At 70.6% G+C, this 26,582-nt stretch carries 25 protein-coding genes; 3 read left to right on the top strand and 22 right to left on the bottom strand.

Features of this window, described 5'->3' with window-relative positions:
- The first annotated feature begins 705 nt into the window (after positions 1–705).
- Complete coding sequence (locus VGC13_RS11715; RefSeq protein WP_331125445.1) at positions 706–1,188, top strand: GreA/GreB family elongation factor; 483 nt, start codon at positions 706–708, stop codon at positions 1,186–1,188.
- Positions 1,189–1,330: 142 nt separating this feature from the next.
- Here VGC13_RS11715 and VGC13_RS11710 read toward each other — a convergent pair whose 3' ends face one another.
- The 4 genes from VGC13_RS11710 to VGC13_RS11695 form a co-directional block, all read right to left on the bottom strand.
- Positions 1,331–1,780, bottom strand: coding sequence for a DUF6174 domain-containing protein (locus tag VGC13_RS11710; protein ID WP_331125444.1), 450 nt, complete (start codon positions 1,778–1,780; stop codon positions 1,331–1,333).
- A 159-nt stretch (positions 1,781–1,939) separates the two neighbouring features.
- On the bottom strand, positions 1,940–2,383 hold the full coding sequence (locus VGC13_RS11705; RefSeq protein ID WP_331125443.1) for a DUF6174 domain-containing protein: 444 nt from the start codon (positions 2,381–2,383) through the stop codon (positions 1,940–1,942).
- Between the two features lie 124 nt (positions 2,384–2,507).
- Positions 2,508–3,041, bottom strand: coding sequence for a secretin N-terminal domain-containing protein (locus tag VGC13_RS11700; RefSeq protein WP_331125442.1), 534 nt, complete (start codon positions 3,039–3,041; stop codon positions 2,508–2,510).
- 89 nt (positions 3,042–3,130) lie between these two features.
- Positions 3,131–3,856, bottom strand: a complete 726-nt coding sequence (locus VGC13_RS11695; protein WP_331125441.1) for an MBL fold metallo-hydrolase — start codon at positions 3,854–3,856, stop codon at positions 3,131–3,133.
- Positions 3,857–4,193: 337 nt separating this feature from the next.
- Between VGC13_RS11695 and VGC13_RS11690 the strand changes: the two genes are divergently transcribed.
- Both VGC13_RS11690 and VGC13_RS11685 read left to right on the top strand, forming a co-directional pair.
- Positions 4,194–4,946, top strand: coding sequence for a hypothetical protein (locus tag VGC13_RS11690; protein WP_331125440.1), 753 nt, complete (start codon positions 4,194–4,196; stop codon positions 4,944–4,946).
- Between the two features lie 29 nt (positions 4,947–4,975).
- A complete protein-coding gene (locus VGC13_RS11685) occupies positions 4,976–5,299 on the top strand; it encodes a hypothetical protein (RefSeq protein ID WP_331125439.1) in 324 nt (107 codons plus the stop codon).
- 1,222 nt (positions 5,300–6,521) lie between these two features.
- Here the strand turns inward: VGC13_RS11685 and VGC13_RS11680 are convergent.
- From VGC13_RS11680 to VGC13_RS11595, 18 genes are all read right to left on the bottom strand, one after another.
- Entirely contained in the window at positions 6,522–8,084 is a 1,563-nt protein-coding gene (locus tag VGC13_RS11680) for a hypothetical protein (protein WP_331125438.1), read from the bottom strand.
- A 151-nt stretch (positions 8,085–8,235) separates the two neighbouring features.
- Entirely contained in the window at positions 8,236–9,801 is a 1,566-nt protein-coding gene (locus VGC13_RS11675) for a hypothetical protein (RefSeq protein WP_331125437.1), read from the bottom strand.
- 218 nt (positions 9,802–10,019) lie between these two features.
- Entirely contained in the window at positions 10,020–10,466 is a 447-nt protein-coding gene (locus tag VGC13_RS11670; RefSeq protein ID WP_331125436.1) for a nucleotidyltransferase, read from the bottom strand.
- Positions 10,402–10,623, bottom strand: a complete 222-nt coding sequence (locus VGC13_RS11665; protein WP_331125435.1) for a hypothetical protein — start codon at positions 10,621–10,623, stop codon at positions 10,402–10,404. Before VGC13_RS11665 ends, VGC13_RS11670 begins: the two co-directional genes overlap by 65 nt.
- Before the next feature lie 38 nt (positions 10,624–10,661).
- Complete coding sequence (locus VGC13_RS11660) at positions 10,662–11,642, bottom strand: glycosyltransferase (protein ID WP_331125434.1); 981 nt, start codon at positions 11,640–11,642, stop codon at positions 10,662–10,664.
- A gap of 47 nt (positions 11,643–11,689) precedes the next feature.
- A complete protein-coding gene (rpoN, locus tag VGC13_RS11655) occupies positions 11,690–13,180 on the bottom strand; it encodes an RNA polymerase factor sigma-54 (protein WP_331125433.1) in 1,491 nt (496 codons plus the stop codon).
- Positions 13,177–14,754, bottom strand: coding sequence for an LPS export ABC transporter ATP-binding protein (gene lptB, locus VGC13_RS33630; RefSeq protein ID WP_331125432.1), 1,578 nt, complete (start codon positions 14,752–14,754; stop codon positions 13,177–13,179). Before lptB ends, rpoN begins: the two co-directional genes overlap by 4 nt.
- Positions 14,751–16,409 (bottom strand): OstA-like protein, encoded by a 1,659-nt coding sequence (locus tag VGC13_RS11645; protein ID WP_331125431.1) that lies wholly within the window; start codon positions 16,407–16,409, stop codon positions 14,751–14,753. Before VGC13_RS11645 ends, lptB begins: the two co-directional genes overlap by 4 nt.
- Positions 16,410–16,411: 2 nt before the next feature.
- The gene (gene lptC, locus VGC13_RS11640; RefSeq protein WP_331125430.1) at positions 16,412–16,972 is read right to left on the bottom strand and encodes an LPS export ABC transporter periplasmic protein LptC; all 561 of its coding nucleotides are present in this window, start codon (positions 16,970–16,972) and stop codon (positions 16,412–16,414) included.
- Complete coding sequence (locus VGC13_RS11635; protein WP_349264204.1) at positions 16,972–17,892, bottom strand: KpsF/GutQ family sugar-phosphate isomerase; 921 nt, start codon at positions 17,890–17,892, stop codon at positions 16,972–16,974. The genes lptC and VGC13_RS11635 overlap by 1 nt, the downstream gene beginning before the upstream one ends.
- 92 nt (positions 17,893–17,984) lie before the next feature.
- A complete protein-coding gene (locus VGC13_RS11630) occupies positions 17,985–18,548 on the bottom strand; it encodes an HAD-IIIA family hydrolase (protein WP_331125428.1) in 564 nt (187 codons plus the stop codon).
- Entirely contained in the window at positions 18,541–19,494 is a 954-nt protein-coding gene (gene kdsA, locus VGC13_RS11625) for a 3-deoxy-8-phosphooctulonate synthase (RefSeq protein ID WP_331125427.1), read from the bottom strand. Before kdsA ends, VGC13_RS11630 begins: the two co-directional genes overlap by 8 nt.
- Positions 19,494–21,206: a CTP synthase gene (locus VGC13_RS11620; protein WP_349264203.1), complete on the bottom strand. Its 1,713-nt coding sequence runs from the start codon at positions 21,204–21,206 to the stop codon at positions 19,494–19,496. Before VGC13_RS11620 ends, kdsA begins: the two co-directional genes overlap by 1 nt.
- Before the next feature lie 5 nt (positions 21,207–21,211).
- Positions 21,212–21,997 carry a 3-deoxy-manno-octulosonate cytidylyltransferase gene (gene kdsB, locus VGC13_RS11615; RefSeq protein ID WP_331125425.1) on the bottom strand — a complete coding sequence of 262 codons (786 nt, stop codon included), beginning with the start codon at positions 21,995–21,997 and terminating at the stop codon, positions 21,212–21,214.
- A gap of 596 nt (positions 21,998–22,593) precedes the next feature.
- Positions 22,594–23,217 carry a zinc ribbon domain-containing protein gene (locus VGC13_RS11610; protein ID WP_331125424.1) on the bottom strand — a complete coding sequence of 208 codons (624 nt, stop codon included), beginning with the start codon at positions 23,215–23,217 and terminating at the stop codon, positions 22,594–22,596.
- A 533-nt stretch (positions 23,218–23,750) separates the two neighbouring features.
- On the bottom strand, positions 23,751–24,395 hold the full coding sequence (locus VGC13_RS11605) for a class I SAM-dependent methyltransferase (protein ID WP_349264202.1): 645 nt from the start codon (positions 24,393–24,395) through the stop codon (positions 23,751–23,753).
- A 38-nt stretch (positions 24,396–24,433) separates the two neighbouring features.
- Positions 24,434–25,945: a hypothetical protein gene (locus VGC13_RS11600; RefSeq protein WP_331125422.1), complete on the bottom strand. Its 1,512-nt coding sequence runs from the start codon at positions 25,943–25,945 to the stop codon at positions 24,434–24,436.
- Entirely contained in the window at positions 25,942–26,520 is a 579-nt protein-coding gene (locus VGC13_RS11595; RefSeq protein ID WP_331125421.1) for an aminodeoxychorismate/anthranilate synthase component II, read from the bottom strand. The genes VGC13_RS11600 and VGC13_RS11595 overlap by 4 nt, the downstream gene beginning before the upstream one ends.
- Between the last annotated feature and the right edge of the window lie 62 nt (positions 26,521–26,582).

The following is a 26,582-nucleotide window of genomic DNA, read 5'->3' as shown; positions in this document are numbered from 1 at the left end:
GAACGCGTTGCCTGCGGCCGAGAGGGGTCGCCTGCCCCGCACGCGGATCTCATCTCGAGTCCAGCGGCGCTCCGCCCACCCTGCTGAATGCAGGCACGATTGTCATTCCGAGGCCCGGCCACGCCGCAATCGGACGATCACGCCTCACGTTGCAGGGCCGAGGAATCTACCGTCGGCTCGCGGGAGGCAGGACGCGACAGCCCGCGCGATCACCGCGGCGGCGAAACCGCCGGACAGGGCCCGTGCGGGGGCGGCGGCAGGCATGAGGAAGCGGAACGCAGACCTCGCCCCGCGATTGACTTCCTGAGGGAGGCGCTGCTCCGCAACCTGCCGGTACGATGGACTTTGGCACCAACTGAAGGATCTCGCCAGCATAACCGGAGGGCCGGCTGCCGCGCCCGGAGGACAGTCCTTCGCGAAGGGCGGACGAGATCCTTCGGTCGCGCGCAGGCGGTTGTGTGGCTTCTGGTTACGCATGGTGCGCTCCCTCAGGAAGTCACCGCTCCGCTGTGAGCTTCAAGGTTTGGCAGCACCCTCTCAGGATGACGGTTTCCTCGTGCAGTTGCATGGGGCGAAGGGATTTCCGTCTACCCATAATCCGGGCAAGACCGCGGCTGTGACGCGAGACAGTGGCGCGCGGCGCAACGGGATGGTTACATTTGCGCCACTGCTGGCCCGTCTAAGGAAAATCATCGGAACCGTGAAATGCTGGACGACCTGAAGAACAAGCTGGGCGAAGAGATCGAGCGGCTTACGCACGAGCTGCAGGTGGTGCTCCCCGAGGCCATCAAGAAGGCGGTGGAGCACGGCGACCTGCGCGAGAACTCGGAGTACAAGAGCGCGCTGGAGCGCCAGCAGTTCGTGCAGGCGCGCCTGAACCACCTTACCCGGCGCGCCGGCGAGCTGTCCAAGATGGACCTGACGCAGATCCCCGCCGACCGCATTGGCTTCGGAAGCCGCGTGACGGTGACGGACATGCGCACGCGCGAGGAAGAAACCTACACGCTGGCGTTCGGCGACTTCATCGACCTGGACAGCGGGCAGATCTCCATGGCCAGCGCCCTGGGGCAGACGCTCATGGGGAAGAAGGAGGGCGAAAAGGTGAGCATCCAGCTGCCCCGCGGCGAGCGCAAGCTGCACATCAAGAAGGTGCAGACGCTGCAGCAGATGGTGCAGGGCGCGGAATAACCCCCCTGCCCCGCCCCGTACGCGCGAAGCCCCGTCCCTGCGAATCCAGGGACGGGGCTTTCGTGTGGGCATGGAAGACGCCGGCGGAACCGCGGCTCGTCTTGGGCGGATGAGTATCGTGGCCCGCCGACGCCCTCCATGCTCAGTCCACCGGCTGCAGCCCGTCCAGGTAGTAGTTGACCCCCGCGTCGTTGGCCAGCGTGCCCAGCATCACCCGCATGGGGTAGCCCAGGGTGGGGTGGTACTTCACGTCCGCCGCCTCGTCGCGGGCCTCCGCCTGCGCGATGAAGTCGAACACCTGGTCCACCGTCGGGATCTCGTCCCAGCGGTCGCGGTCCAGCGGCCGGCCCGTCGACGCCACGCGCACGTCCACCACCTGGCCGTCGCGCACCCGCACGCTCACCAGCGGAAGGTCGACGCAGAAGCACGCCCGGCCATAGACGTAGCGGTAGTCGTCGATGTCCTGCCGCTCCCACACCTGGCGCTGCACGGACGGCTCGCCGGGTACGGGGGTCGGGTTTTGGGATTCGGTCGGCATGTCGCACGCGGCCAGCACCAGGGCGGCGGCGATGAGTCGGATGGAGCGCAGCATGGGTCGGAGCGTCGGCTGGTGGATCTCGGTCCCGCGTTGTCATCGAACAAACGCGCGGCGCCCCCCGATCCTGACACCGCCCGGCCGATGGATGCGAAAAAGCCCCTTCCCGTCGGCCGGAAAGGGGCTTCGCTGCGTCGGTGGATGCGGACTCCCGCGTCACTCCAGGCGCGCGAGGTCGGTCACGTGGTAGCGCGTCCCCGCGTCGTTGGCCAGCGTGCCGATCTCCGCGACGGTGGGATACCCCAGCGTGGGATGATACTCGATCACCGTGTGCTCGCCGTTGGCCTGCGCCTCGGCGATGCGGTCGAAGAGCGCGTCGATGGTCAGCGCGCCCACCGCCTCCTGCTCCGGCACCTCCGCGCCGGTCTGCGGGTTGCGCACCGCGGCCACGCGGCCGTCGCGCACGGTCACCTGCACCGGCCCGCGCCCCAGGCAAAAGCACTCGCGGGTAAGCACGAAGCGGTAGTCGTCCATCCCCTGCTGGTTCCAGCGCTGGCGCTGCGCCGAGGCGTCCTGCGCGCCCGCGCCCGCCTGGGCGAGTGGCGCCGCACAGCCGGCGAGAACGAGGGCAAGGGCGATGGAGCGGATGCGTCGAATCATGGGTGTCGTCGGGATCGTGGTTCGTCCTGCACGTTCGTGAGGTCCGGCACTGCGCCTGCGTAACGCGCGGCGCCGCAAGATACTGACCCCGCCGCGCGCGGATCGGTCCTTCGGCGGAAAGACGCTACGGATGGCCGATCAGGCGCTCCATGGTGGCGAGCGCTTCTTCGGTGTCCGTCACCACCAGCGCGTTGGTGGTCTCGCTGACGGCGATGCGGCCGCGCTCCGACTTCACCGCGTCCAGCACCTTCGCCAGGTCTGCGGCGGGAACGTAGTCGATGCGGAACACCCGCGTCACCAGCGGCGCCTGCACCGCGTCCGCGGCCACCCGCTCCAGCGGATCCACCCGCAGCAGCCCCGGCGCGATCCGCCGCACGGCCAGCCCGTGCGCCTGCAGGATGGCGCCGAACGCCACGTCCCACGGCTGGTTGCGCACCTCCGCCGTCACCTGTCCCCCTGCGCCCGCGCCGAGGATGACGGACTCGCCCGAGAAGTCCGCGAACGCCGCCGCCACGTCGCGCATCTCCGACTGCTGAAACGAGACGGTGATGCAGCGCGCGCCGCCGGCCCGGCAGGCGGAGGCCGCGGTCTGCGCGGATGCGGGTGCGGACAGCAGCGCGAAGGCGAGCGTCGTGAGGGTCAGGATGCGGATGATCATGTCCGGATTCTATGGAAAAACGCGACTGGAATCCACTTGAGCCGATGACGTACATCTCAAGATAACACATCGGCTTCCATCGCATAGCCTCATGCGCCCGCGGGTCCCCATCTGCGGCGCATCGCGGCGCTCGCCCCGCCGACGACCGGCGGGCCGTGGCCAAAGCAGGCTGTCTCGTACTCCAGCGACCCCAGCGTCACCAGGTCGCGCATTCCCTGGGCGTAGTCCTCGTAGACGATGGCCACGTCCAGCCGCCCGAGCAGGTTGGCCGCCGGGTCGCCGGCGAACAGCACGCCGCCGTGCCGCTGCCACAGGTACCCCACCTGCCCCGCCGAGTGGCCCGGAAAGCCCACCACGCGCATCCCGCCCGCGATCGGCAGCAGATCCCCATCGTGCACCTCCTGATCGGTCTCCGCCGCCTCGATGCGCCGGGGGATGGCCCAGATGGCCAGCGGCATCACGACGGAATAGACGTGGCGCGGCGGCGGACGGAGCCCCGGCCGCAGCGAGCGCCCCTGGCGGACGAGCGCCGCGTCGTCGGGATGCATGTAGACCCGGGCCCCGGACGCGCGCTTCAGGGCGGCGAGCGCGCCGGTGTGGTCCGGGTGCGCGTGCGTCACCAGGATGCGGCGGACGTCGCCCACCCGGTGCCCCAGCGCGGTGATGGCGCGCAGCAGCAGCGGGCGCGTGGCAGCCATCCCCGTGTCGATCAGGGTAAGCCCGTCCTCCCCCTGCAGCAGGTACGCGTTCACCACGCCCAGGTTGATGCGGTGCACCCCCGGCACCACCGCCTCCACCAGCATCTTCCCGATCATCCGCCCCCGTTCCGCTGATTGCTCCGTCCTATCGAATGCGCCCGGTCCGGACGAGCGATGCGGGTCATGGTGGAACCGAGGAATGCACGGGAACCCGTCCGCGAAGGCGGACATCGCGTCTTCCCAGCCGCGAATTCATTCGCCAGCCCCCGGCCCCTGCCCCGGCGTCTGCCCGGCACCTGCCCCGCCGACCTGCCAACCGGCCATTCGCCCAATCCGTCCCCCCAATCTGGCGCTCCGTCGGCCGGAGCGCACGTATCCCCGCGCCGGAACGTGCCTTGCAACCGTCCCTGCCCCACGATTCCGGTGGATGCACGAGGACGAGGGAGGTGGATCGATGCCGTTGACGGGACAGGGCGGACAGTCAGGCGGGCCGCAGTACGGCTGGGGCGGCGTGGGGAACGACCCCTCCGTGGGCGCTCGCACGGGGAGCGGCGGTTCGCGGAGCAACTTCAACTCGGGGCTCAACAGCGGGCGCTACACCGCCGGCCCCGAGGCGGGAATGCGGCGCGGCGCGTGGCAGTGGAGCGGGCACGGCCCCTCCGCCCAGCGCGACTACGGCTGGGACTATCAGGGCGGCGTGGGCCGCGACGAGGTCGTCATGCGCACCGAGGCGCGCGACGGCGGATCGTACCTGTCGCACATGGCGCAGGACCGCGGCGGCGGATTGCCCCGCTACCATGACGACTACGACGTCGGCGACCGCTGGTTCAGCCGCCTGGGCGAGGGCGCCGGCGGCCGCTCCGCGCGGGACTACGACCGCGGCTTCCGCGGCGGGATGGGCGGAGGCGGGATGTACGACCGCGGCTACCAGGTGCGCGGCGGGACGGTGGGCGGCAGCGGCAACCGCACCGGCTTTGGCTACGGCGGCGACAACCGCCAGGGCTTCGGCGGGCACTACGGCGGCGATTACCGTGGGGAGATGAACCGCGGCGGCGAGCGCCAGGTGACGTACGGGTTCGGCGGGCGGCAGGGCGGCGGCGGATACGGCCGCGACTTCGGCGGGCGGCAGGGGGGCGGATACGGGGACGACGCCATCCCGCCCCGGCTGACGGACGGCGAGTTCTACTCGCGCGTGAACCGCTGGTGAGCGGGCACTTTCAACTGGAGGATGCACCGATGGACCGCAATTCCAACGACCGCATGAACGTGGACGGCAATCCCGACGCCGCCGGGCAGGACCGGCTGAACATGCAGCCCGGCCGCCTGGACGATATCGAGAGCGCCGAGGCGTACGCCACCCGCACCGGCCAGGCGGACGTCACCGGCGACATGCCCGCGGGCTCGGGCGAGGGCCGGCGCACGCTGGAGGGCGAGCGCCTGCACGACCGCGAGGACATGTCGGCCCGCGAGGGCATGGCCAGCACCGACGACTCGCCCGTGGAGCGCGGCGAGCGCCAGGCCCACACCGGCGGCGGCGCCAACCGCGACCCCATGGTCTGAACGGTCGGCGTCGGGAAGACAACGGAAGGCCGCGACGCGCCGTCGCGGCCCTCTGCGCTTACAGGAAGGTGACTGGCCTTCAAGGGCTGTCATTCCGAGGCCCGGCCACGCTGCACTTGGATGATCACGCCGCGGGTCGCAGGGCTGAGGAATCTACTGTCGGCGCGCGGGAGGCCGGACGCGGCAGCCTGCGCCATCGCCGCGGCGGCGAAAGAGCCAGACAGGGCTGGTCGGGGGCGTCGCGACAGGCCACGAGGAATCGGAAAGTAGATTCCTCGGTCGCGCACCGGGTTCTCTGGTCGGATCAGGTGCCTGCTGTGCGCTCCCTCGGAATGACAGATCGGGGGTGTGGCCAGTGACTTCCGAAACCGGCGGTACTCCGTATCCTGCGGGATGAGAAAAGGGCTGTCATTCCGAGGCCCGGCCACGCTGCACGTGGATGATCACGCCGCGGGTTGCAGGGCCGAGGAATCTGCTGTCGGCGCGCGGGAGGCCGGACGCGGCAGCCCGCGCCATTGTTGCGGCGGCGTGAGAGCCAGTCAGGGCCAGTCCGGGGCGTTGCGGCAGGCCAGGAGGAACCGGAAAGCGGATTCCTCGGTCGCGCACCGGGTTCTGTGATCGGACAAGGTGCCGGGTGTGCGCTCCCCCGGAATGACAGATCGGGGTGTGGTCAGCGCCCGGCGGCATTCCGTATCCTGCTGGATGAGAAAAGGGCAGTCATTCCGAGGCCCGGCCACGCCGTAGCCTGCTTTCACACCAGAGGTTGCAGGGCCGAGGAATCTACTGTCGGATTGCTGGAGGGCAGACGCGGCAGCCCGTGCTGAACTCGCGGCTACGACACGGCCGGACAGGGCCAGTGCCGGAGCGGTGCAGCGGGGCACCAGCAGCAGACAGTAGATTTCTCAGTCGGCGCGCAGGACTTCGTGCGAGCCGATGGTGCGGTGTGGCGCCTCCTTCGAAATGACATACGGGCGCGAGCGCAGGGATTCTTGAACACACTCTGAGGGAGCGCACCACGCGTAGCCAGATCCCACACAACCACCTGCGCGCGATCGAAGGACCTGCTCTCGGTCCGCGAGGGGCCAGTTCCTCGCCGCGAATCCAGCACCACGGTTCTGCCGGCGAGGTCCTTCGGTCGGCGCCACAGTCCGTCGTACGGCAGGGTGCGGAGCGGCGCCTCCCTCAGGAAGTCATTCTCTCTTCTGGCTTTAGCACACATTCCTCACGACACGCGCAGCAGCTTCCACCGGAGCGTCTCGGGCGCGGTCAGCAGCAGCGACAGGGTGGAGGCGGGGGAGCGGACGAGCAGGTACCCCGTGCTCCCCGGAGGCCGGGACGTGTACTGCGTCTCGCCGGACCCCGCCGTGATCACCCGGTCGGGCGCCCACCCCCTGCCCGCCAGCTCCCAGTCGCCCGCCCGCAGCCAGGTAGGATCGCGGTAGACGGTGCTGGCAAGGCGGTCGTCTGCCGCGGTGCTCAGCGTCCAGGTGAGCACCGCGTCCACCGGCTCCCACCCCGGCAGCCGCCCCCGCATCCGCTCCGCCATCCCCGTCCGGCGCGATTCGGAACCCACGCCGTGCCACCCCTCCACCGCCCCCCGCAGCACCTCGCGGAACGCCACGTCCATCTCGTCGCCGCGCTCCATCCGCCGCAGCGCCAGGTCGCGCAGGAACGGGGCGGACGAGTAGTAGCCGTACGTCAGGATGCCCCCGCGCGAATACCCGTTCGCGAAGAGCGCCGCCTCCACCGGCGACCGCGGCGTGGCGCCAAAGTCCACGTTGCCCTGCAGCGGCACCCCGGCCGCGCGGCGCAGCGTCTCGGTGTCGACCAGCGTGGCGCCGCCCTCGATGCCCCACCGGGCGCCGCCCCTGTCTCCCCGAACGCCGGACGCCGGCGGGTTGCGGGCAAGGAACTCGTACTGAAAGGTGTGCGCGATCTCGTGCGCCAGCAGCCAGAGCATGTGCCCCAGGTCCAGCTCCGGCGTGTGCTCCAGGCGAATCCAGTGGGTGGCCGTGCCTTCCGGCCGGATCTCGATGTGCGTCTCGCCGCCGCCGGGCGTCACGTCGGCCTCGAACACCACCACCAGCTGGCCCGACTCGGGCGTGGTGACCGGGCGCTCTGCGGTGAACGCGGCGTGCATCAGGGGAAGCCCGTGCTGCCGAAGCAGGGGCGCGGCCTGGTTGAACAGCTGCACCACGCGCTCCGTGTCTCCCGCCAGCGAGGGGTTCACCGCCAGGACCAGCCACCCGTCGAACACGCTGGCCACCCGCGCCGACGTGTACGGCGTGCAGCTGGCCGTGCAGTCGGGACGGATGAGCGGGATCTGGTCGCCCACGCTCCAGGGCCCGCCGGCCGGGATGGAGCGCACCCGCCCGGCCCCGCCGCCAGCGGAAACGCGGACGTGGGCGGGCACCGCGGGCGCGGCGAGAAACGTCATGGACGGCGCCACCGACGCCCGCGCGCCGCCGGCCACGTCCTGCACCACCAGGGTAAAGCGCTCGTCGGCGCCGGCGCCGACGTACGGCTCCGGCTGCGTCTGCGCGCCCAGGGCGAACCGCGCGTCGTAGTAGGCCAGCACGTACTCCGCCCCGCCCTCCGCGCGCAGCGGGCACTCCGCCGTGGGCTGCACGTCCACCGCCTGGCCCACCTCCAGCCGCAGCGGGCGTCCGCACCCGTCCGTGGCGGACGGCGAGTCGGCGCAGGCGGCCAGCGACAGCGCGATGGCGGCCGCGCGGGCGAGGGGCCGCGTGATTCGGCGTGGATGGGGAATCATGGGTGTCGGCATGGGAAAACCGGCCTGGGTGGGATGCCGCGGGGCCGCGGGCGCAGAATCCGGCCCCTACTGTGTCAACAACGAGCCTGCCCTTCCCTCCGTGACGCCCGCGGCCGGGGCGAACCCGGGCGCAGGCACGTCCAATCTCCTTCGGGGAGGGGTGTCAGGAGATGCGCAGCAGCTTCCATCGTACGGAAGGCAGTGATCCGACCCGCACCCGGACCCCCGCGCCCGTGTCGCGCAGCAGCAGCCACCCGCTGCTGCCTCCCGGGCGGTCGAAGCGCAGCGTGCGGTTGGAGCCGCCGTCGATGATGCGGTAGGCCATCCATCCCATGTCGATTTCGGGGCCGACGTCGCCCACGCGCAGCCACGCCGGGTGCTGGTACACGGGATTGGACACGTGGTCGTCGGCGCCGGCGGCCAGCGTCCAGGCGAGCACCGCGTCCGCGGGGTTCCACGAGGGGATGCGGGTTCGCATGCGGGCCGCCATCCCCTGACGGCCCGGCCCGGCGCTCGCGTGGCCGTACCACCCTTCCATGGCGCCGCGCAGTACCTCACGCAGCGCCACGTCGCGCGGATCGCCGGCCTCGGTGCGGCGCACCGCCAGGTAGTCCAGAAAGCTGGCCGCCGACCCGTACCCGGTCACCAGCGTTCCGCCGCCCAGGCTCGACAGCCGAAAGAGCCGCTTCTCCCACGCCGAGGCGGGCGCGGCGCGAAAGTCCACGTTGGCGTCGTGGGCACGCGCCGCCGCGTGGCGCAGCGCCTCCAGCGCCGCCAGGGTGGCGCCGCCCTCCACGCCCCAGCGCGTGTGGCCAAAGCTGGTTTCCGCGCCGGGCGCCGGCGCGTCGCGCGCGGCGAACTCGAACTGAAAGGTGTGCGCGACCTCGTGCGTCAGCACGCTCAGCAGCGCTCCCTCGTCGAACTCCTCTTCCAGCTCGATCTGGATGACGTGCGTGTTGCCCTCGGGCCGCAGCCTGCTCCACGCAAGGCCCGCCACCCCCGTCACGTTGCCCCGGAACAGCACCACCAGCTGGCCGGACGTGGGGGTGGTCACGGGCCGGTGCGGGGTGAACAGCTGTTCGAGCATGGGAAGCGCGTGCTGGCGAAAGTGCGGGGCCGCCGCGTCGAACAGCGCGGCCACGCGCGCCGCGTCGGCGCCCACCGTGGCGTCATCCACGGCGAACACCAGCCATCCGTCCAGCACGCGTGCCACGCGGGCGCTGCACTCCACCTGGCACAGGGGCTCGCCCACCCGCATGGTCTCGCCTTCGCGCCACGGGCCGTCGCCCTCCACGGCGGCCAGGGGCCCGGTCGACCCGTCCGCGGCCAGCACGCGAAAGTCCGGCCCCTGCGCCGCCGCGGGCAGCAGCGCGGTGCCAAATACGCTGCCTTCCTCCGAGCCGTCGCCTTCGACAACGGTGAACGCGGTGCGGGCCTCCACGCCGCCATACGGCTCGGCCCGGGTCTCGGCCAGGGTGGCGAGTTGCGCGTCGTAGAACGCCAGCGCGTAGCGGGCGCCGTCGCGCGGACGCAGGTCGCAGGTTTCGTCGATGGCCACGTCCACCGCCTGCCCCACCTCCAGGCGCATGGGCCCTTCGCCGCACTCACGCACCGCGGCGTCCGAGGGCGAGCCGTCGCAGCCGGCCAGAAGGGTGAGCAGTGCGGCCGAGCAGAGCGCGGACCGGCGCCGGGGTACGGCGTGTCGGGAGGATGCGGGCGGAATCATCATGGGAACGTGCGGATCGGGGAGACCACGTGCGCCGGTCGGACGGCGCATCGGCACATTTCCATCAACGACTCAAGCGCGCGCAATTCTGACGGGACGTAACGACGCTCCGGTGTGCAGCCCAGGAAAAGCATCACGCGTGGGTCATGGAGGAAGAGAAAGGACGCGGATGAAGGCCTCATCCACGTCCTCGTCTTTTCCTCCATGACCCACGCGTGAGATCAGCGCAGGTGGTCCAGATCCGCCAAGTCCTTGTGGCGCCCGCTCGCCTGCTTGTTCCGCTTCAGCTGGCTCAGGTTGATGATGGACGTTTCGACACCGTCGATCGTATCGACCACCCGCTCGCCGTAGCATTCTTCGAAGGTAACACCGGAGATGACCGTCAGGATCTCGATGCGCAGCGGGATGTTTCCCATCCGCACGATCCGGCCCTCCTGCATGAACAATTCGGGCGAGAGCTCCGGTGTGTCGAATCCGAACTCACGAACCACATCGACCATGCGTTCCGCGTTCGCGGCATCCAGAGCAATCCAGACGTCGATGTCGCCCGTGGCTCTGGTATAGCCGTAGTAATTGACTGCGTATCCCCCGATCAGCAGGTACCTAACGCCATGTAGCCCAAGCAAGCTCAAGAACTCTTTGAAGTCTGCCGGCAGCTGCATCGCCATAGTTGATCCGGCGCAGGAGTTCGAGGTGGACCAAGCGCTCCGCGGGCGTGCGCGAACGCCAGTAGGCATCGTCCTCCGCATCCGCTTCCTCGAACGAGGAGACGATCGAGAACGCGGTACGGTCGACGCGCGGCTCCGGGTCGTGCGGCTCGCTCATCCAGCCCCTCCTCTTGAATGCGATCCCCTGCCCTGCGTCTACCTTCGGCGCCGCAGGTCCTCGACTTCGGCGCGGAGGGTGGCGATGAGCTCGGCCATGAAGCCGAAGCCGAACAGCACCACGCCCATCGTCTCCAGCAGCACCACCAAGGTCAGCAGCGGACGGTAGCCGAACGGGGGCATCCATCCCCCCACGCGCAGCACGATGGTCGTCAGCCCCACCAGGATCCCCGCCAGCATCAGCAGCAGCCCGCCGCCGCCAAAGAACTGCATAGGCTTTTCGCTGAACTTCAGGTAGAACCAGACGACGACCAGGTCGCCCACGCCCACCAGCACCCGGCGGCGGCCCGAGAACTTGGCCACGCCCGCGCGGCGGGGAAACAGCTCGATGTCGATCTCTGACACCCGGTACCCGCGCGCGTGCGCCAGCACCACGAAGAAGCGGTGCCAGTCGTGCCGCAGCGGAATTTCGCGCAGGATCTCGGTGCGGAACGCCTTCATGCTGTTCAGGTCGCGCACCGGCACGTCGAACAGCGTCTGCGACAGGCGGTTGTAGGCGGACGAGACGCCGCGCTTTTCGTATTGCCCCACCTTGCGGCCGGTGACGATGTCCCACCCCTCGCCCAGCTTCTCGAGGAAGCGCGGGATCTCTTCCGTGGAGTGCTGCAGGTCGGCGTCGAACAGCACCAGGAACTCCGTCTCCGCCGCGAAGGCGCCCGTCACCATCGCCTCCGTCTTCCCCAGGTTGCGGCGGTGGCGAAGCACCTTGGTGCGAGGCGTGTTCACGGCCTCGTGCCGCGCCGCCTCGTACGTCCCGTCGCGCGAGCCGTCGTCCACCAGGATGATCTCGCCCGCCAGCCCGTGCTTCTCGAACGTCCGCCGCAGCTCGGCGAAGAGCGCGGGGACGTTCTCCACCTCGTCGAAGGCGGGGATGAGCACGGCGAAGTTGGCGCGCAGCGCGGCCGGCACTACCGGAAGCGGCGTGGATGCGGACGTGGAAACCGCCAGAGGGGCGTCCACCAGAACGCCCCCCTGTCCCCTGTCCCCCGTACCCTGTCCCCTGCCCGTCACACCCGCTTGCGCATGCGGGCGCTCAGCACGCCCAGCTGGTCGCGGTACTTGGCCACCGTGCGGCGGGCGATCTGGATCCCCTCTTCCTTGAGGATGTTCACGATCGCCTGGTCGGTCAGCGGGTGCGCGGGGTCCTCGTCGCTCACCAGCTTTTCGATCTGCGCCTTGATGCCGCGCGCCGACACGTCCTCGCCGCTCGTCGTGCTGAGGCCCGACGAGAAGAAGAACTTGAGCGGAAACACGCCGCGCGGCGTCTGCACGAACTTCTCGTTGGTCACGCGGCTGACCGTGGACTCGTGCATGTCGATGACCTCGGCCACCTCGCGCAGGGTGAGCGGCTTGAGGTACTGCACGCCCTTGTCGAAGAAGTCGCGCTGCCGGTCGACGATGAAGTTCATCACCTTGAGCATCGTCTGCCGCCGCTGCTCGATGGCCTGGATCATCCAGTTGGCGGAGTTGAGCTTGTTGCTGATGAACTCCTTGTTCTCGCCGACAAACTTCTTCTTGTCCTTGGCGATGTCGCGGTAGGCGCGCGACAGCTTGAGGCGCGGCAGGCTGGTGTCGTTCAGGAACACCAGGTACTCGCCCTCGATCTTTTCGACGATCAGGTCGGGGATGATGTAGTTGTCGCCCCCGCTGCCGTACTTGAGCCCCGGCTTGGGATCGAGCTTGGCCACCTCGTCGGCCGCGTCCTGCACGTCGCGCGGGGTGATCGACAGCTCCTTGCTGATCTCGCTCCAGCGGTGGTTGATCAGCTGGTCGAAGTAGTCGCGGACGATGCGGAACGCCAGGCTGGCCGCCAGCCGCCGCTCGATCTCGGCCACGTCGGGATCGCTCTCCCCGGTCTCCTGGATGAGCTCGCTGACCACGTTGTCGCGCAGCTGCAGCAGGATGCACTCGCGCAGGTCGCGCGCGGCGATCCCCGGCGGGTCGAAGGCCTGGATGACGCGCAGCATCTGCTCCGCCTCTTCCATCCCGTACGGCTCCAGCCCCTCGAACTCACCGGCGTCGGCGATGAAGTTGTTCAGGTTCACGACCGTCTCTTCCAGGTCGCAGACCAGGTACCCCTCGTCGCTCACGTTGCCGATGATCTCTTCGCCCAGCAGCAGCTCGCGCTCGGTCAGGCGAAGCAGCGTCAGCTGGTCGTGCAGGTGGTCGCCCAGGTCCTTGGTGTCGACGGAGACGGGCTCGTAGTACTCGCGCTCCTCGTACTCCTCGCGGCGGCCGCCCGTCTCGAAGCCGTTCAGGAGGATCTCCTCCCAGTCGATCTCGTCGGCGTCCTTTTCCTTTTCCTTTTCCTGCTCCTTGGCCTCTTCCTCGGCGTCCGGCTCCACCAGGTCCAGGAAGGGATTGTTGAGCAGCTCCTGCTTGAGGTGCTGCTGCAGGTCCAGCAGGGGCATGTAGAGCAGATCCATCGCCTGGTACAGGCGTGGATTGATCTTCATCTCCTGCTTCAGGGTCGTACCCTGGTAAAGGCCTGTCCTCATGCCGCTTCGTCCTCTCGTGGATCCTGCGTGTGGTCCTGGGATGCATCGGGCTGGTGCCCCGCCCCGTCCCGCTCTCCGTCGCCGCCCGCCGCGTAGCCGTGGCCCCGCGATGTCCAGCCCTCCTCCTCCAGCCCGCCGTCCCGCCCTGGCGCGACCCCGCCGTCCGTCCCGCCGAAGTCGCCGAACGCGCCCTGCGCCTCGCCGTCCGCGTCGTCCTCCATCCGCCCGTCCCCGTACCCGCCTGCATCGAAGCCGGTGGAAAAGCGCGGGTCGTGCGCGGCCGACGCCTCGTCGGCGGGGTTGGCGTAGCGCTCGCGCATGCGCGCGGTGAGGGTGGGGCCCAGGTAGATCTCGGCCACCTCCTCGTTCCACACCAGCTCGGCAACCGTGCCGCTTACCCGCACGCGGCCGTCGTACATGATGTAGGCGCGGTCCACGATGTCGAGCGTCTGCTCCACGTTGTGGTCGCTGATCAGCACGCCGATGCCGCGGCGGCGCAGGTCGCTCACGATCTGCTGGATGTCGTGCACGGCAATGGGGTCCACCCCGGCGAACGGCTCGTCCAGCAGCATGAACTTGGGGTTGCCCACCAGCGCGCGGGTGATCTCGAGCCGCCGCCGCTCGCCGCCGGAGAGCGCGTACGCCCGCGTCTTGCGCAGGTGCTTGATGTGCAGCTCGTCCAGAAGCTGCTCCAGCCGCGCCTTCCGGTCGGCCCGCTTGATCTTCATCATCTGCAGGATGGCCATCACGTTCTCTTCCACGGTGAGCTTGCGGAAGATGGACGGCTCCTGCGCCAGGTACCCGATGCCGGCGCGCGCGCGGCGGTACATGGGCACCCCGGTCAGGTTGCGGTCGCCGATGAACACCTTGCCTTTGTCGGGGCGGATGAGGCCCACCATCATGTAGAAGCTGGTGGTCTTGCCCGCCCCGTTGGGCCCCAGCAGGCCCACGATCTCGCCCTGCGACACCTGCAGGTCCACGTCGTTCACCACGCGCCGCTTGCGGTACACCTTCACCAGCCCGCGGGCGCTGAGGGTGGCCCCGCCCGGCACCAGCATCGCCCCCGGGAGCGGCGCCGCTTCCACCACCGGCTCGGCGGGCGCGGGGGGCAGGTCCAGCGGCGCGGCGTGCGGCGCGGCGGCCGGCGGGTCGATCTGCTCCAGGATGCCGCGGATGCGCCCGTCCAGCAGATCCAGCACCGCGGGCCTGCGCGCCTCCACCTCGGCCGCCGCCCACGGGCTCAGCCGCACGGCCGTCCAGGGCACCTCGCCGGCGGCCGGGTCCGCGTCTTCCTGCGGATGGCCCAGCGGCTCCACCACGCGCTGCTCCGCCAGGGTGCGGACGATGTGCTCGTCCAGGTAGTGCACCGTCTCGGCGGCGGGAAACGTCTCCGGCTGTACGCCGTCGTGCCCGGGCCCGTACCAGCGCAGGTACTCTTCGCGCACGCCGGTCATCCAGCTGGCCCGCTCCACGGTGCCGTCGCCGTTGGCGCGGTCCACCAGCGCGCGCAGGGCGATCAGCGTGCTCAGGTCCGCGTCCCCGGCGGCGCCCACCAGCGCGTCGAAGCCGCTCATCGGCGCCCTCCCGGCGTGGGCGTCGTCGGCGCGGGGCGGCGTTCCGCCGGGGCCGGCGTGGTGCTCCCGGTCGTCGCGGGCGGATTCTGCGGGGCCGGCGTGCCGCCGGTCCCCTGCCCCGCGGGCGCGACGGAATCCGCCGGAGCGTCCGCCGGGGGGCGGCGGGCGCCCGCGGCCACCTGTCCGCTGTCGGCGCGCAGGGAGTCCGCACCGGCGCTGTCGGTCTTCAGCGGGTCCAGGTAGACGCCCTTCTTGAGCCCGCGGACGGTGGCGATGTCCACCTCGCCCTCGGCGAAGGTAAGGTCGATGGTGTCGGCGATCACGTAGTTGATGCCCAGCTTTGCTGTGGTGTCGGCCGCTTCTTCGCGGCTGGGGCGCATTCGGTACAGCGACCGCGCGCTTCCCATGGCCAGCATTCGCTCCAGCTGCGCCTGTGCGCTGTCCGGCCGCGCGGCGCCGGCGCTGTCCGGGCGCACGGGGCGCGACGGGTCGGCCTGGGCGGCGCGCGCGGAGTCCATGGGGCTCGGTCCCCGGCCGGCGAGCGAGTCGTCCTTGAAGAAGCCGATGATGGTGTCGGCGTAGATCAGGTCGCGCTCCCCCAGCGCCAGCCCGGCCACGGTGTCCGGCGCCGCGGCGCTGGTGTCCGCGGGGGACGGGCTCGCCACGCCGGCCGTGTCCCACGACTGCCCCTCGGCCGTGCCGATGGCCGTCACCCGGCGGATGCGCTGCCCCGGGGTGAGCGCCTCCAGCGAGTCGGCCTCCATGCGAAAGCCGCGGGCGAGCGCCACGGAGCGCCCCTGCACCTGCGTGCTGTCCAGCGCCGGGTTGTGCCCCGAGACCAGCCGCTGCAGCGAGTCGCGGGCAAAGAACAATTGCAGCTGGGGCCCGGTCACGCGCAGCCGCTCTTCCACCAGCCGCGCGTTGCCGCGGGAAAGGACGCGCTCCAGCACCCCCTCCGCCAGCTTGCTCTCGATGAAGTCGCCGGTGAGCTCGTACGTCTCGCCCTTGGCGCGGGCGTTCCGGCGCAGCTCCATCCGCTCCGCGTCGGCGTCGTAGAACGCCTCGGCGGCCCAGGCGTCCATCTCCTTGCCGTCGATCACCACGTTGCCCTCGGCGGTGACGAACTTTTCGCCCACGGTGGTGATGCGGTCGGCGTCCACCTCCATGGGCTCGCGGGCGCGGCCCCCGCGCGGCACCACGGTAAGGTGCGGGCGCTCGGTCGAGATGGCCTGCGCGTCGGGCCGGCCGGGGGCCGCGCGGTAGTACTCCAGGTTGGGCCCGCGCAGCGTGCTGCCGCGGTTCTTGTCGGTGAACACCACGCTGCCGGTGGCCCACAGCCGCCCGGTGTTGCCGTTGTAGGTGGCGTAGTCCGAGGTCAGCGAGCGCGTGGGGTCCTGATAGTCCACGCGGCGGAACAGGTGGAACTCGTTGATGGCCTCGTAGACCACCGCGCTGTCCGCCCGCAGCTCCTCGCCGTTGCTGCACCGCACCAGCAGCGGGCCGCCGGCGTTGATCACCCGCTGCCCCTCGGCGCCCACGGACACCCAGTCGCCGTTCTGGTAGACGAGGTCGCAGACGTTCTGCGCCGCGGCGTCCGTGCGGAAGCCGGGGAGCATCGCCAGGGCGAGCAGGAGGGGCGCGAGAAGGCGGGTCATCCTCACAGGCCGCCTTCGCCGGCGTTCACGCGGATGCCGCTGCTGCGGGCGTTCTTGCCGCGCATGTTGGTGAAGCGGGTGTCGCTGGTGAACCCGTCGCTCACCCCGCGGCGCCCGGGCTCGTCGATGATGGTCTCGCGGTCGCTCCACACGCGGTCGCCGCGCTGGTCGTAGTGCAATTCTTCGCTCTTGATGATGCGCTCTTCGCCGCGGTCGTTGTGCGTTACCAGCACCACGTTGCCGCGGGCCACCATGATCCCCGTGGTCGCGTCGTACTCGCCCGTCTTCGACGTGAGCTTGCCGGGCTTCTTTCCCTGGTCGTCGTAGAAGGTGAGCTTTACGCCGCGCAGCTCGGTGACCTGGGTGTTGGGGCGCGTGAACGCCGTGTCGCCGTACAGGTCGGCCCGCAGCACGCCGCCCTCGGTGAGCTTCAGGTTCATCCCGTACGTGCGCTGGGTGTCGTCCGCCTCGGCCACGGTGGGCGCGGCGGGCGTCGGCGGCGTCTCGCACGCCGCCAGCGCGGCCCCCGTCACCAGCATCCACGCACCGCTCCGCATCCGCATCAAACCGCCCCCGCCCGCATCAGGTCGTGAAGGTGAACCATCCCCACCAGCCGCCCGTCGCCGTCCACGACGGGAAGCGCCATGACGCCGTGGCGCTCCATCACGCCAACGGCGGCGGCGGCCAGCTGGTCCGGCTCGGCGGTCCTGGGGGTGGTGGTCATCACTTCGGATACGGCGATCGTGAAGAAGTGTTCCTCCCGCTCCATCAGACGGGTCAGGTCGCCGGAGGTCAGCACCCCCAGCAGCCGCCCCTCGTCATCCACCACCGCCGCCGTTCCCCGCCGCTCGGCGAGAAGGACCACGGCCTGGCGCATGGTGGCGTGCGGCGGCAGCGCGGGGACGTCTTCGGCCACCATCACGTCGCGCACGCGCAGCAGCAGCCGGCGTCCCAGCGCCCCGCCGGGGTGAAAGCGGGCGAAGTCGTCGCGGCCGAATCCGCGCCTCAGCAAGAGCGCCACGGCCAGCGCGTCGCCCATCGCCAGCGCGGCGGTGGTGGACGAGGTGGGCGCCAGGTCGTGCGGGCACGCTTCCTCGGCCACGGAGCAGTCCAGGACGAACTCCGCGTGGCGGGCCAGCGCGCTGTCCACCCGCCCGGTCATCGCCACGGTGCGCACGCCCATGCGCCCCAGGTACTCCATCAGCCCGCGCAGCTCCTCGCTCTGCCCGCTCTTGCTGAGCAGGATGGCCACGTCGCCGCCGCCCACGATCCCCAGGTCGCCGTGCAGCGCCTCGACCGGGTGGAGAAAGCTGGCCGGCGTGCCGGTGGAGGTGAGCGTCGAGGCGATCTTGCGGCCGATGATCCCGCTCTTGCCGATCCCCGCCACGATCACCCGCCCCGGCGCCGCCAGGATGGCCTCCACCGCCCCCGCGAACTGGTCGCCGACGCGGTCCTCCAGCGCGGCCACGGCCTGTGCCTCCATGCGGATCACCTGGCGCGCGCGCCGCAGCGTCTCCGCCAGGGAGAGCCCGGCTTCCGCGGTGGAATCCACCCGGTCCACCACCTCCGTCCCGCTCACTGCGCGGCCTCTCGCTCCGCCACGTAGGCCGCCACCTGCTCCGCCCACTGGCCGCGCGCCGTCAGCAGCGCCTCGGCGAACTCGCGGACGGCGCCGCGGCCTCCGTGCTTCGTCGCCCGCCAGACGGCAAAGGCGCGCGCGTCGCTGGTCGCGTTGCCGACCACGGCGGGAAGCCCCACGCGGCGCAGCACGGCGATGTCGGGAAGGTCGTCGCCCACGAACGCCGTCTCGTCCCAGCCGATCCCCTGCCGCTCCAGGATCGCCGTCAGCGCGGTGACCTTGTTGGCGGTCTTGTCCTGGTGCAGGTCGTCCACCTGCAGCTCGTCCGCGCGGATGCGGACGGCCTCGGAGGTGCGCCCGGTGACGATGGCGATGCGCAGGCCGGCGTTCTTCATCATCAGGATCCCCAGCCCGTCCTGGATGTCGAAGCGCTTGAGCTCCACCGGCTCGCCGCTTTCCGTGGCGCCCAGGTAGATGCCGCCGTCCGTCAGCACGCCGTCCACGTCGAACACGACGATGCGGATGCGCCGCGCCAGCTCCGCCGGGATCGTCTCAGACACGGGCGGCCTCCATCCCCAGCGCGGCCCGCAGCGCCAGCACCTCTTCCACCAGCGGCCGCAGCCGGTCGAGCGGCAGCATGTTGGTCGTATCCGACAATCCCTTCGCCGGCTCCGGGTGCGTCTCCAGGAAGAGCGCGTCGGCCCCGGCCGCGACGGCCGCGCGCACCAGCGTGGGGATGTGCCGCGGCTCGCCGCCGCTGACGCCCGCGCCCTCGCCCGGGCGCTGCACGCTGTGGGTGCCGTCGAAGATGGCCGGCGCGTCGCACGCCTCGCGCAGCAGCGCGAACGAGCGCATGTCCACGACCAGGTTGCCGTATCCGAAGAACGTCCCCCGCTCCGTCACCGCCACCGACGGCGAGCCCGCGCCGCGCACCTTGCCCGCCGCGCCCCGCATCTCCTGCGGCGCCATCCACTGCCCCTTCTTTACGTTCACCGGCCGCCCCGTCCGCCCGGCAGCCACCAGCAGGTCCGTCTGCCGGCAGAGAAAGGCGGGGATCTGCAGGACGTCGACGACCTCCGCCACCGCCGCGCACTGCTCGGGGAGATGGACGTCCGTCAGCAGCGGCAGCCCGGTCTCGGCGCGGACGCGCTCCAGCTTGCGCAGCCCCTCGTCCACCCCCGGCCCGCGCGGCGAGCCGGGCGACGAGCGGTTGGCCTTGTCGAACGACGCCTTGAAGACGATCGGCAGCCCCAGGTCGTCCGCCATCCGCGCCAGCGCCTCGGCGATCGTCAGGTTCAGCGCGTCGTCCTCCAGCACGCACGGCCCGGCGATCAGAAAGAACGGCCCGCCCACGCGGAACAGCTCGGCCACGGATGTCGCGTTCGGCGCGGATTCCCTCGGCGCCTCGAACGCCTGGTAGCCTTCCGGCCCCAGCACGTACCCCGTCATCCGCTCGCCCGGCGCGCGATCGTCCCGCATCTGCCCGTCCCCGCTCGCGTCGTTCATCACGCGACCGTCACCGGGCGCTCCGGGGCCTTCTCCGCCGGCGCCCCAGCCTGCACGGAGGCGGGCGCGGCGAGGTCGCGCTCCAGCGACGTCTGCGCCTGCCCGTCGCGCCGGTCCATGGCCGCGCGGACGAACGAGGCGAACAGCGGGTGCGGATGGTCCGGCCGCGACTTGAGCTCCGGGTGCGCCTGCGTGGCCACGAACCACGGGTGCGACGGAAGCTCGATCATCTCCACCAGGTTGCCATCGGGCGAGGTGCCGCTGATGCGCATTCCCGCGTCTTCGAGCTGGCCGCGGTAGGCGTTGTTCACCTCGTAGCGGTGGCGGTGGCGCTCGCTGATCTCGTGCGACCCATAGATCTCGGCGGACTTGGATCCCGGTGCCAGGCGCGCCATGTACGCACCCAGCCGCTGCGTGCCGCCCAGGTCCGTCACCTGGCGCTGGCTGTCCATCAGGCAGATGACGGGGTCCGACGTGTCGCGCTCCCACTCGGCCGAGTGCGCGTGCTCGAGCCCGCAGACGGCGCGCGAGAACTCGATGATGGCGGTCTGCAGCCCCAGGCAGATGCCGAAGAACGGCAGCCCGTTCTCACGCGCCCAGTTGATGGCGCCCAGCATCCCCTCCACGCCCCGCACGCCGAAGCCGCCGGGGATCAGCAGGCCGTCGAACTCCGCCAGCTTGTCCGCCGTCTGGCCGTTCTCGAAGTCTTCCGACGACAGCCACTCGATGTGCACCCTGACATCGTTGGCGATGCCGCCGTGGTACAGCGCCTCCTGCACCGACTTGTATGAATCGACCAGCGCCACGTACTTGCCGACGACCGCCACCTTCACCGTGCCGTTCCTGGGGCGGCGGATGCGCTCCACCAGCTGCTCCCACTCGGCCAGATCCGTCTTGCCCGCCGGCAGCCCCAGCTTGTGGCACACCTGCTCGTCCAGCCGCTGCTTGTGGTACTCCAGCGGCACCTCGTAGATGCTCTTTACGTCCGCCGCCTCGATGACGCTGGCCACGTCCACGTTGGTGAACAGGGCGATCTTGCGCCGCATTTCCGGCGGAATGGGGTGCTCGCTGCGGCAGATGAGGATGTCGGGCTGAATGCCGATCTCCATCAGCTCGCGCACCGAGTGCTGCGTGGGCTTGGTCTTCAGCTCCCCCGCCGCGGCGATGTACGGAATCAGCGTAAGGTGCACGAACAGCGTGTGCTCGCGCCCCACCTCCTGCCGGTACTGGCGGATGGCCTCCAGGAACGGCAGCGACTCGATGTCGCCCACCGTGCCGCCGATCTCGGTGATCACCACGTCGTGGTTGGGCGCCAGCCGGCGGATGGCGCCCTTGATGGCGTCGGTGATGTGCGGAATCACCTGCACCGTGGCGCCCAGGTACTCGCCGCGGCGCTCCTTCTGGATGACGTCCTGGTAGATGCGCCCGGTGGTGATGGAGTTGGCCACGGTGAGCGACTCGCCCACGAAGCGCTCGTAGTGCCCCAGGTCCAGGTCCGTCTCGGCCCCGTCGTCCGTGACGTACACCTCGCCGTGCTGAAAGGGCGACAGGGTGCCGGGATCGACGTTGATGTAGGGATCGAACTTCTGGATGGTGACCCGCAGCCCGCGGTTCACCAGCAGCCGCCCGATGCTGGCCGCGGCGATCCCCTTGCCCAGCGACGAGACCACCCCGCCGGTGACGAAGATGTACTTGGTGGGGGTCGTGTTCATCGCGGTCATGCCAGTGCCTCTTCGGTGTGAATCGTACGTCTCAGGATGTGCTCCGCCCGCTCTGCGTCAGCCGGCGTGTCTACCCCGCCCTGGGCCGGCGCGCCCACCGCCACGCCCATGCGGATCCCCGCCGCCAGCGGCCGCAGCTGCTCCAGCCGCTCCACGCGCTCCAGCGCGCCCTCGGGCAGCGCCACCCAGCGCAGCAGCGCCTCGCGGCGGTAGCTGTAGATGCCCACGTGGCGCAGGTACAGCCCGGACGCAAAGTCCTCGGCCTCCGGCTCCGCGTCGCGACGGAAGGGAATGGGTGCGCGGGAGAAGTAGAGCGCCGCTCCGTCGTCCCCCCGCACCACCTTTACCACCGACGGCTCGCGCCACTCGTCCGCGCCGCCGATCGGGGTGGCCACCGTCCCCGCGTCCCACCCGCCCTCGCGGACGAGATCGATCGCCGCCTGCAGGTGGTCGCGGCGGACGAACGGCTCGTCGCCCTGCACGTTGACGATGGTGCCGAACCCCGCGTACTTCCCCAGGCGCGCCACCTCGGCCACCCGGTCCGTGCCGGAGGGGTGGTCGTCTCGCGTCATCTCGACCGTGGCGCCGAACGCGCGCGCCACCTCCGCCACCTGCGCGCTGTCCGTGGCGACCACGACGGCGTCGAAAAGACCGAAATGCACGACGCGGCGCCAGACCCATTCAATGAGGGGCCTGCCGGCGATGGAGTGCAGCGGTTTGTGGGGGAGCCGTTGAGAAGACAGCCGGGCTGGAATGACGCCGAGAACACCGGCAGTCAGCATACCCGCAGAGGGGGAAGCCGCGTGATCCGTTGCAATAATCACGCCAGACAAGATAGCGCCGCCGGGCGCCGTTGTCAAAGACAACGCGTCAGGCGGCGCGGACTTCGGTGCAGCGGTGGTGCAAGGACGTGTGATGGAAGGTACTCGATTGCGGCGGTGGCGGCTAGGGTGGGGGTGGAGGGGAGAACCGGCCCGACGTGGATCTCGCCCCATTTTTCGACGCACCTTCGCTCCGTTCCCTCGACACCATCGCCCCGTCCCCGGTCCCCCGGGTTGAAACCCGGGGCTAGAAAGGCCAGAAGCCCCGTCTTCGTTCGCTACCGCTCACGAAACGGGGCTTCGACTGCACCGAGCGGAGGCTGATCGGCTCCCACATGCCGCTCGCGGCGCCGGCGGGGGCCCTCACCCGCTCGCTTAGGCTCGCCCGCAACCGGGAGAGGGTATAAACATCGCGAAAACCTGTCGTGCGCTCCCGAAGGGGAAGCCCCGTTCGGCGAGCGCAAGCGAGCCGAGACGGGGCTTGTGGCAGTTCCAGCCCCGGGTTTCAACCCGGGGCGGCCCCGGGCGACCGGGGCCTCGGTCGTCGATCCATCAAATCATGCCTTCTGGCCGCACTCCGGGCAGAACTTGGCCGAGCCGGGGATCTCCGCCGAGCAGGAGCCGCAGTTACGGGTGAGCGAGAGCGCTTCGCCGCACTCCGAGCAGAATTTGCCGCGCGCGTTGGCGGCGCCGCAGCCGGGGCAGCTCACCACGCGCTGCTGCATGTCTTCCTTCGTCACGCTGGCGGTCTCGTACGCCACCTCGCGGGCGCGGGCCAGCTTGGCCTCGCGGTTGATGGCGGCCAGCTCCGGGTCCAGGCGCGGGACGCAGCTGATGCAGGTGCCCTCGTCCTCGTTCCAGCAGTTGTCGCAGAAGTGGTTGGCGCAGCGCGGGCAGCGGTGAAAGTGCTGCTTGGCCTGCTCCACGGCGTCGCGCAGGGCGGCGTCGCGCGCCTTGCTCCACCCGGCGCTCTTCACGTGCCCCACCGCGTTGCGCGCCGTGCCGAAGATGCCGCCGAAGATGCCTTCCGCGGCGCCCAGCAGGTTCTCCGCCGTGCCCGTGGCGTAGCGGTCGAACTCCGAGCGCCACGTCTCGCCGCAGTGCTCGCAGTGGAACTCGAACTGGAATCCGGTATCGGTCGAGAGGTCGTTGTAGTTGTCGGAAAACTGGATCTGGCTCATCGCTGTGGTCTCTGGGTCGGGCGGGGGATGATGCGGATGTGGCGGCGCGGAGGTCTTGCGGCGCCGCGGCGACAAGGTAAACGGCGGGAGCGCGGCGGACAACAGATTTTTGCGGCGGTGCGAGGGCGGCAGGGGCCTGCAAGGGCCTGCAAGGGCGAATGAATTCGCTGCAACAACCACACGAAGCCCGCCTTCGCGGGCTGGCGGGGCGGGCGGTTGCGGAGGGTGGGTGCGCGTGGCGGGCCTCGTCCCGGGCGGGTGAACCCGCGGCTGGAAACGCGGAAAGCCCCGCAAACTGCACGGGGCTTCGTGTCCGACTCACCGGAGTGTCATTCCGAGCGAGCGCACCAGGTGAACCCCTCCGGGGCGGGCGGTTGGGGAGGGTGGGGTGCGCGTGGCGGGTGTGGTGAGGGTGTCCGCCTCCTGGGGGGCCTGCCGCCCTGCCTCGGACCTGCGGCTACGAGCGGGTGAAGCCCCGCCGGGCGAGCTCCGCGAGCCCAGGGCGGGGCTTATGGCATTTCCAGCCCCGGGTTTCAACCCGGGGTGGGCTCCGCCACCATCAGCAGCGACACCGGCTTGCCCGTGCCGGGATGCACCGGCTCGCGGAGGTCCGAGAGTCGGAATCCGCCGGCGCGCAGGGCATCCACCCACGACTGCAGGGTGCGGAAGTACCAGGGCATGGGCTCCGCGAACTCGCCGCCGAACGCGTCGAAGGTCTCCGTGCGCCAGCCGTCCGCGTATCCCTCGTCGCCGGCGGCGGTCCAGGGATGCACCGTCTGGATGACGATCGCGCCGCCGGGCGACAGGTTGGCGCGCAGGGCGCGGAGCAGCGGAACCAGGTCCGCGCCCAGCAGCGAGAAGTTGCAGGCGATGGCGTCGTACGGGCCGCCGGCGCGGGTGGGATCGTCCACTAGCTCTTCGTACGAGCAGCAGCGGTAGCGGCCGCCGCCCGTCTCCTCGGCCGCCATCACCAGCTCGAGCGACACGTCCAGGCCGATGGACGAGATCCCCCGCTCCGCCAGCGCGCGCATCAGCCACCCCTCGCCGCACCCCAGGTCCAGCACGCGGCCCGGCTTCAGCGCCGCCACCGCCTCGACGATGGCCGTGTCCGTGGCCACGCGGCGGCTCTCGATGCGCCCCTCGCGCACCGCGCGCGTCCATGCGTCGGCGTTGGCCATCCAGCTCCAGATAAGCGCCGCCTCGCGATCGGGGTCCGTCACCGCTGCGGGATGTAGAAGCCGAAGCTGAACTTGGGCGTCGCGGGCCGGTCCGCCGGGTTGATCATCATCCGCGCCCGCACCAGGGCAAAGATCACCCCCACGCCCGCGTTCTGCACCCATTGCGGCTCGTCGTCGCCCGTCCACGCGGCGCCGGCCAGGTGCACCGCCTCTACCGACGGCGAGCCGACCACGGGAAGGACGATGTTGTTGAGCGGGATGATGTAGCTGGACTCGATGAACACCAGGTGGTCGCCGCGAAAGCGCGCGATGGGCTCGGAGGGGAGCGATCCGCCGCCGCCCAGGATGCCCCGGCGCTGCGGCGGCGCGCTGCCGCCGATGGGTGCCATGAAGCGGCCGTACAGGCGCAGCGAGTGCGTCCGCAGCGCGCTGGCCAGGTAGGTGCCCTGCACCAGCACCTGCGTGAACTCCGCGTCGCCCGGCGCGGCGAGCGCGTGCTCCAGGTTGGCGTCGCCGTCGAACGACGAGGTGGTGGCGCGCCAGTGGTACTCGGTTCCCGCCAGCAGCGAAACGAAGGTCCCCTCCAGCGCCGCCGGGTTCTCGCGCTCCAGCCCCTCGCGGTCCAGCAGCGCCCACGGCGACTGCGTCGACAGCGCGCGGTCGTCCGACACCTGCACGCCGACGCGCGGCCCCAGCCAGCTCTCGCCCGCGATCAGCGGCTTGCCCACGGGGCGCTCCACCATCACCCGCAGCACGTCGGCGTCCCAGTAGTCGCGGTAGTCGCGGCCCAGCACCAGCGCGCGCACCGAGTTGGCCACGTCGCCGCGGATCCAGGCGTCCATCGTCCGTGTGGCGCGGGACGCCTCGCCGGTCAGCTGCAGGTTTTCGCGCCCCAGCGGCGCCCGCCAGCGCACGCCGCCGCCCAGCTCGTTCTCCTGCTCGAAGCGGTACGCGCCCCACACGTTGAACACCGGCCCGTCGTCGCGCCGGGTGGGGCGGACGTTGGCGGAGGCCGACAGGGTCAGGCCGTTCACCCGGTCATAGGTGGGAAACGGGCCCACGGCGGGGGCAAAAAAGGCGGGGCGCGGCGGCGGGGTGATCTGCGCCGCGGCCACGTACTCGCCGTCGCGCCCCGTGGGCCGCGTCTCGACCTCAATGCGGGTGCGGGGACCGGTGACGAAGATGGAGTCGCGGTCCACCACCGCCAGCCCCGCCGGGTACACGCCGCCGCCGACCACCGCGATCGATCCGCCCACGCGCCCGCCGGGCCGGATCCACAGGTCGCCGCCGATGACCACGGCGGAGCCCGGCACGCTTCCCTCCAGCCGCACCTCGGCGTCATACACCACCAGGTCGCCGGGGGCCTGGAAGTCGGGGCCCAGGATGGTGTCGCGGTCGATGTACACGTACGCGCGGCGGTCCAGCACCTCGCGGGCGATGCGGGCCGCGGTGCTCTGGTCGTCGCCGCTGATCTGCGGCACCTGCGCCCCCGCGGCCGGCGCGAAGGCGAGAGAGAGCGCCAGGACGAGGACGCGGCGGATGCGCCTCATCCGATGCTCAGGAAGTTGCGAAGCAGGTCGTGTCCGTGCTCGCTGGCGATGGACTCGGGGTGAAACTGCACGCCCCACACGGGATGCTCGCGGTGGCGCACGGCCTGGATCTCGTCCTCCCACCCCTCCTCCTGTGTCCAGGCGATGGCCTCCAGCGCGTCGGGGAGCGTGGAAGGCTCGATGACCAGCGAGTGGTAGCGCGCCACGGTGAGCGGCGAGGGCACGTCGCGAAAGATGCCGTCGCCGGTGTGGCGGATGGGCGACGTCTTGCCGTGCATCACCCGCCGCGCGCGCACCACGTCGCCGCCGTACGCCGCGCCGATGCTCTGGTGCCCCAGGCACACGCCCAGGATGGGGGTGGTGGGTCCCAGCTGGCGGATGACGTCCACGGAGACGCCGGCCTCGCTGGGCGTGCACGGCCCCGGCGAGATGACGATGCGCTCCGGCGCCAGCTCGCGGATCTGGTCCACGCTCAGCTCGTTGTTGCGCCGCACCTCCATCTCGGCCCCCAGCTCGCCCAGATACTGGACGAGATTGAAGGTGAAGCTGTCGTAGTTATCGATAACCAGGATCATCAGATAAGCTGCTTGCGCTAAAGCGTGTTCTTACGAACGTTGGCGTCCATCCACTGATAACA

Source organism: Longimicrobium sp. (assembly GCF_036399255.1).
GTDB lineage: Bacteria > Gemmatimonadota > Gemmatimonadetes > Longimicrobiales > Longimicrobiaceae > Longimicrobium.
The sequence above is the reverse complement of the archived record's forward strand: the minus strand, read 5'-3'. Positions and strand labels throughout refer to the sequence as shown.

What these genes read in the sequence shown, in the direction of transcription:
- VGC13_RS11605 (WP_349264202.1), bottom strand. Translation starts at nt 24,395, where the DNA reads ATGGCCAACGCCGACGCATGGACGCGCGCGGTGCGCGAGGGGCGCATC.
- VGC13_RS11715 (WP_331125445.1), top strand. Translation starts at nt 706, where the DNA reads ATGCTGGACGACCTGAAGAACAAGCTGGGCGAAGAGATCGAGCGGCTT.
- VGC13_RS11610 (WP_331125424.1), bottom strand. Translation starts at nt 23,217, where the DNA reads ATGAGCCAGATCCAGTTTTCCGACAACTACAACGACCTCTCGACCGAT.
- VGC13_RS11665 (WP_331125435.1), bottom strand. Translation starts at nt 10,623, where the DNA reads ATGAGCGAGCCGCACGACCCGGAGCCGCGCGTCGACCGTACCGCGTTC.
- lptC (WP_331125430.1), bottom strand. Translation starts at nt 16,972, where the DNA reads ATGCGGATGCGGAGCGGTGCGTGGATGCTGGTGACGGGGGCCGCGCTG.
- VGC13_RS11635 (WP_349264204.1), bottom strand. Translation starts at nt 17,892, where the DNA reads ATGGAGGCACAGGCCGTGGCCGCGCTGGAGGACCGCGTCGGCGACCAG.
- rpoN (WP_331125433.1), bottom strand. Translation starts at nt 13,180, where the DNA reads ATGAGGACAGGCCTTTACCAGGGTACGACCCTGAAGCAGGAGATGAAG.
- VGC13_RS11670 (WP_331125436.1), bottom strand. Translation starts at nt 10,466, where the DNA reads ATGGCGATGCAGCTGCCGGCAGACTTCAAAGAGTTCTTGAGCTTGCTT.
- VGC13_RS11710 (WP_331125444.1), bottom strand. Translation starts at nt 1,780, where the DNA reads ATGCTGCGCTCCATCCGACTCATCGCCGCCGCCCTGGTGCTGGCCGCG.
- lptB (WP_331125432.1), bottom strand. Translation starts at nt 14,754, where the DNA reads ATGAGCGGCTTCGACGCGCTGGTGGGCGCCGCCGGGGACGCGGACCTG.
- VGC13_RS11600 (WP_331125422.1), bottom strand. Translation starts at nt 25,945, where the DNA reads ATGAGGCGCATCCGCCGCGTCCTCGTCCTGGCGCTCTCTCTCGCCTTC.
- VGC13_RS11675 (WP_331125437.1), bottom strand. Translation starts at nt 9,801, where the DNA reads ATGATGATTCCGCCCGCATCCTCCCGACACGCCGTACCCCGGCGCCGG.
- VGC13_RS11685 (WP_331125439.1), top strand. Translation starts at nt 4,976, where the DNA reads ATGGACCGCAATTCCAACGACCGCATGAACGTGGACGGCAATCCCGAC.
- VGC13_RS11680 (WP_331125438.1), bottom strand. Translation starts at nt 8,084, where the DNA reads ATGCCGACACCCATGATTCCCCATCCACGCCGAATCACGCGGCCCCTC.
- VGC13_RS11695 (WP_331125441.1), bottom strand. Translation starts at nt 3,856, where the DNA reads ATGATCGGGAAGATGCTGGTGGAGGCGGTGGTGCCGGGGGTGCACCGC.
- VGC13_RS11595 (WP_331125421.1), bottom strand. Translation starts at nt 26,520, where the DNA reads ATGATCCTGGTTATCGATAACTACGACAGCTTCACCTTCAATCTCGTC.
- VGC13_RS11705 (WP_331125443.1), bottom strand. Translation starts at nt 2,383, where the DNA reads ATGATTCGACGCATCCGCTCCATCGCCCTTGCCCTCGTTCTCGCCGGC.
- VGC13_RS11645 (WP_331125431.1), bottom strand. Translation starts at nt 16,409, where the DNA reads ATGACCCGCCTTCTCGCGCCCCTCCTGCTCGCCCTGGCGATGCTCCCC.
- VGC13_RS11690 (WP_331125440.1), top strand. Translation starts at nt 4,194, where the DNA reads ATGCCGTTGACGGGACAGGGCGGACAGTCAGGCGGGCCGCAGTACGGC.
- VGC13_RS11700 (WP_331125442.1), bottom strand. Translation starts at nt 3,041, where the DNA reads ATGATCATCCGCATCCTGACCCTCACGACGCTCGCCTTCGCGCTGCTG.
- kdsA (WP_331125427.1), bottom strand. Translation starts at nt 19,494, where the DNA reads ATGAACGACGCGAGCGGGGACGGGCAGATGCGGGACGATCGCGCGCCG.
- kdsB (WP_331125425.1), bottom strand. Translation starts at nt 21,997, where the DNA reads ATGCTGACTGCCGGTGTTCTCGGCGTCATTCCAGCCCGGCTGTCTTCT.
- VGC13_RS11620 (WP_349264203.1), bottom strand. Translation starts at nt 21,206, where the DNA reads ATGAACACGACCCCCACCAAGTACATCTTCGTCACCGGCGGGGTGGTC.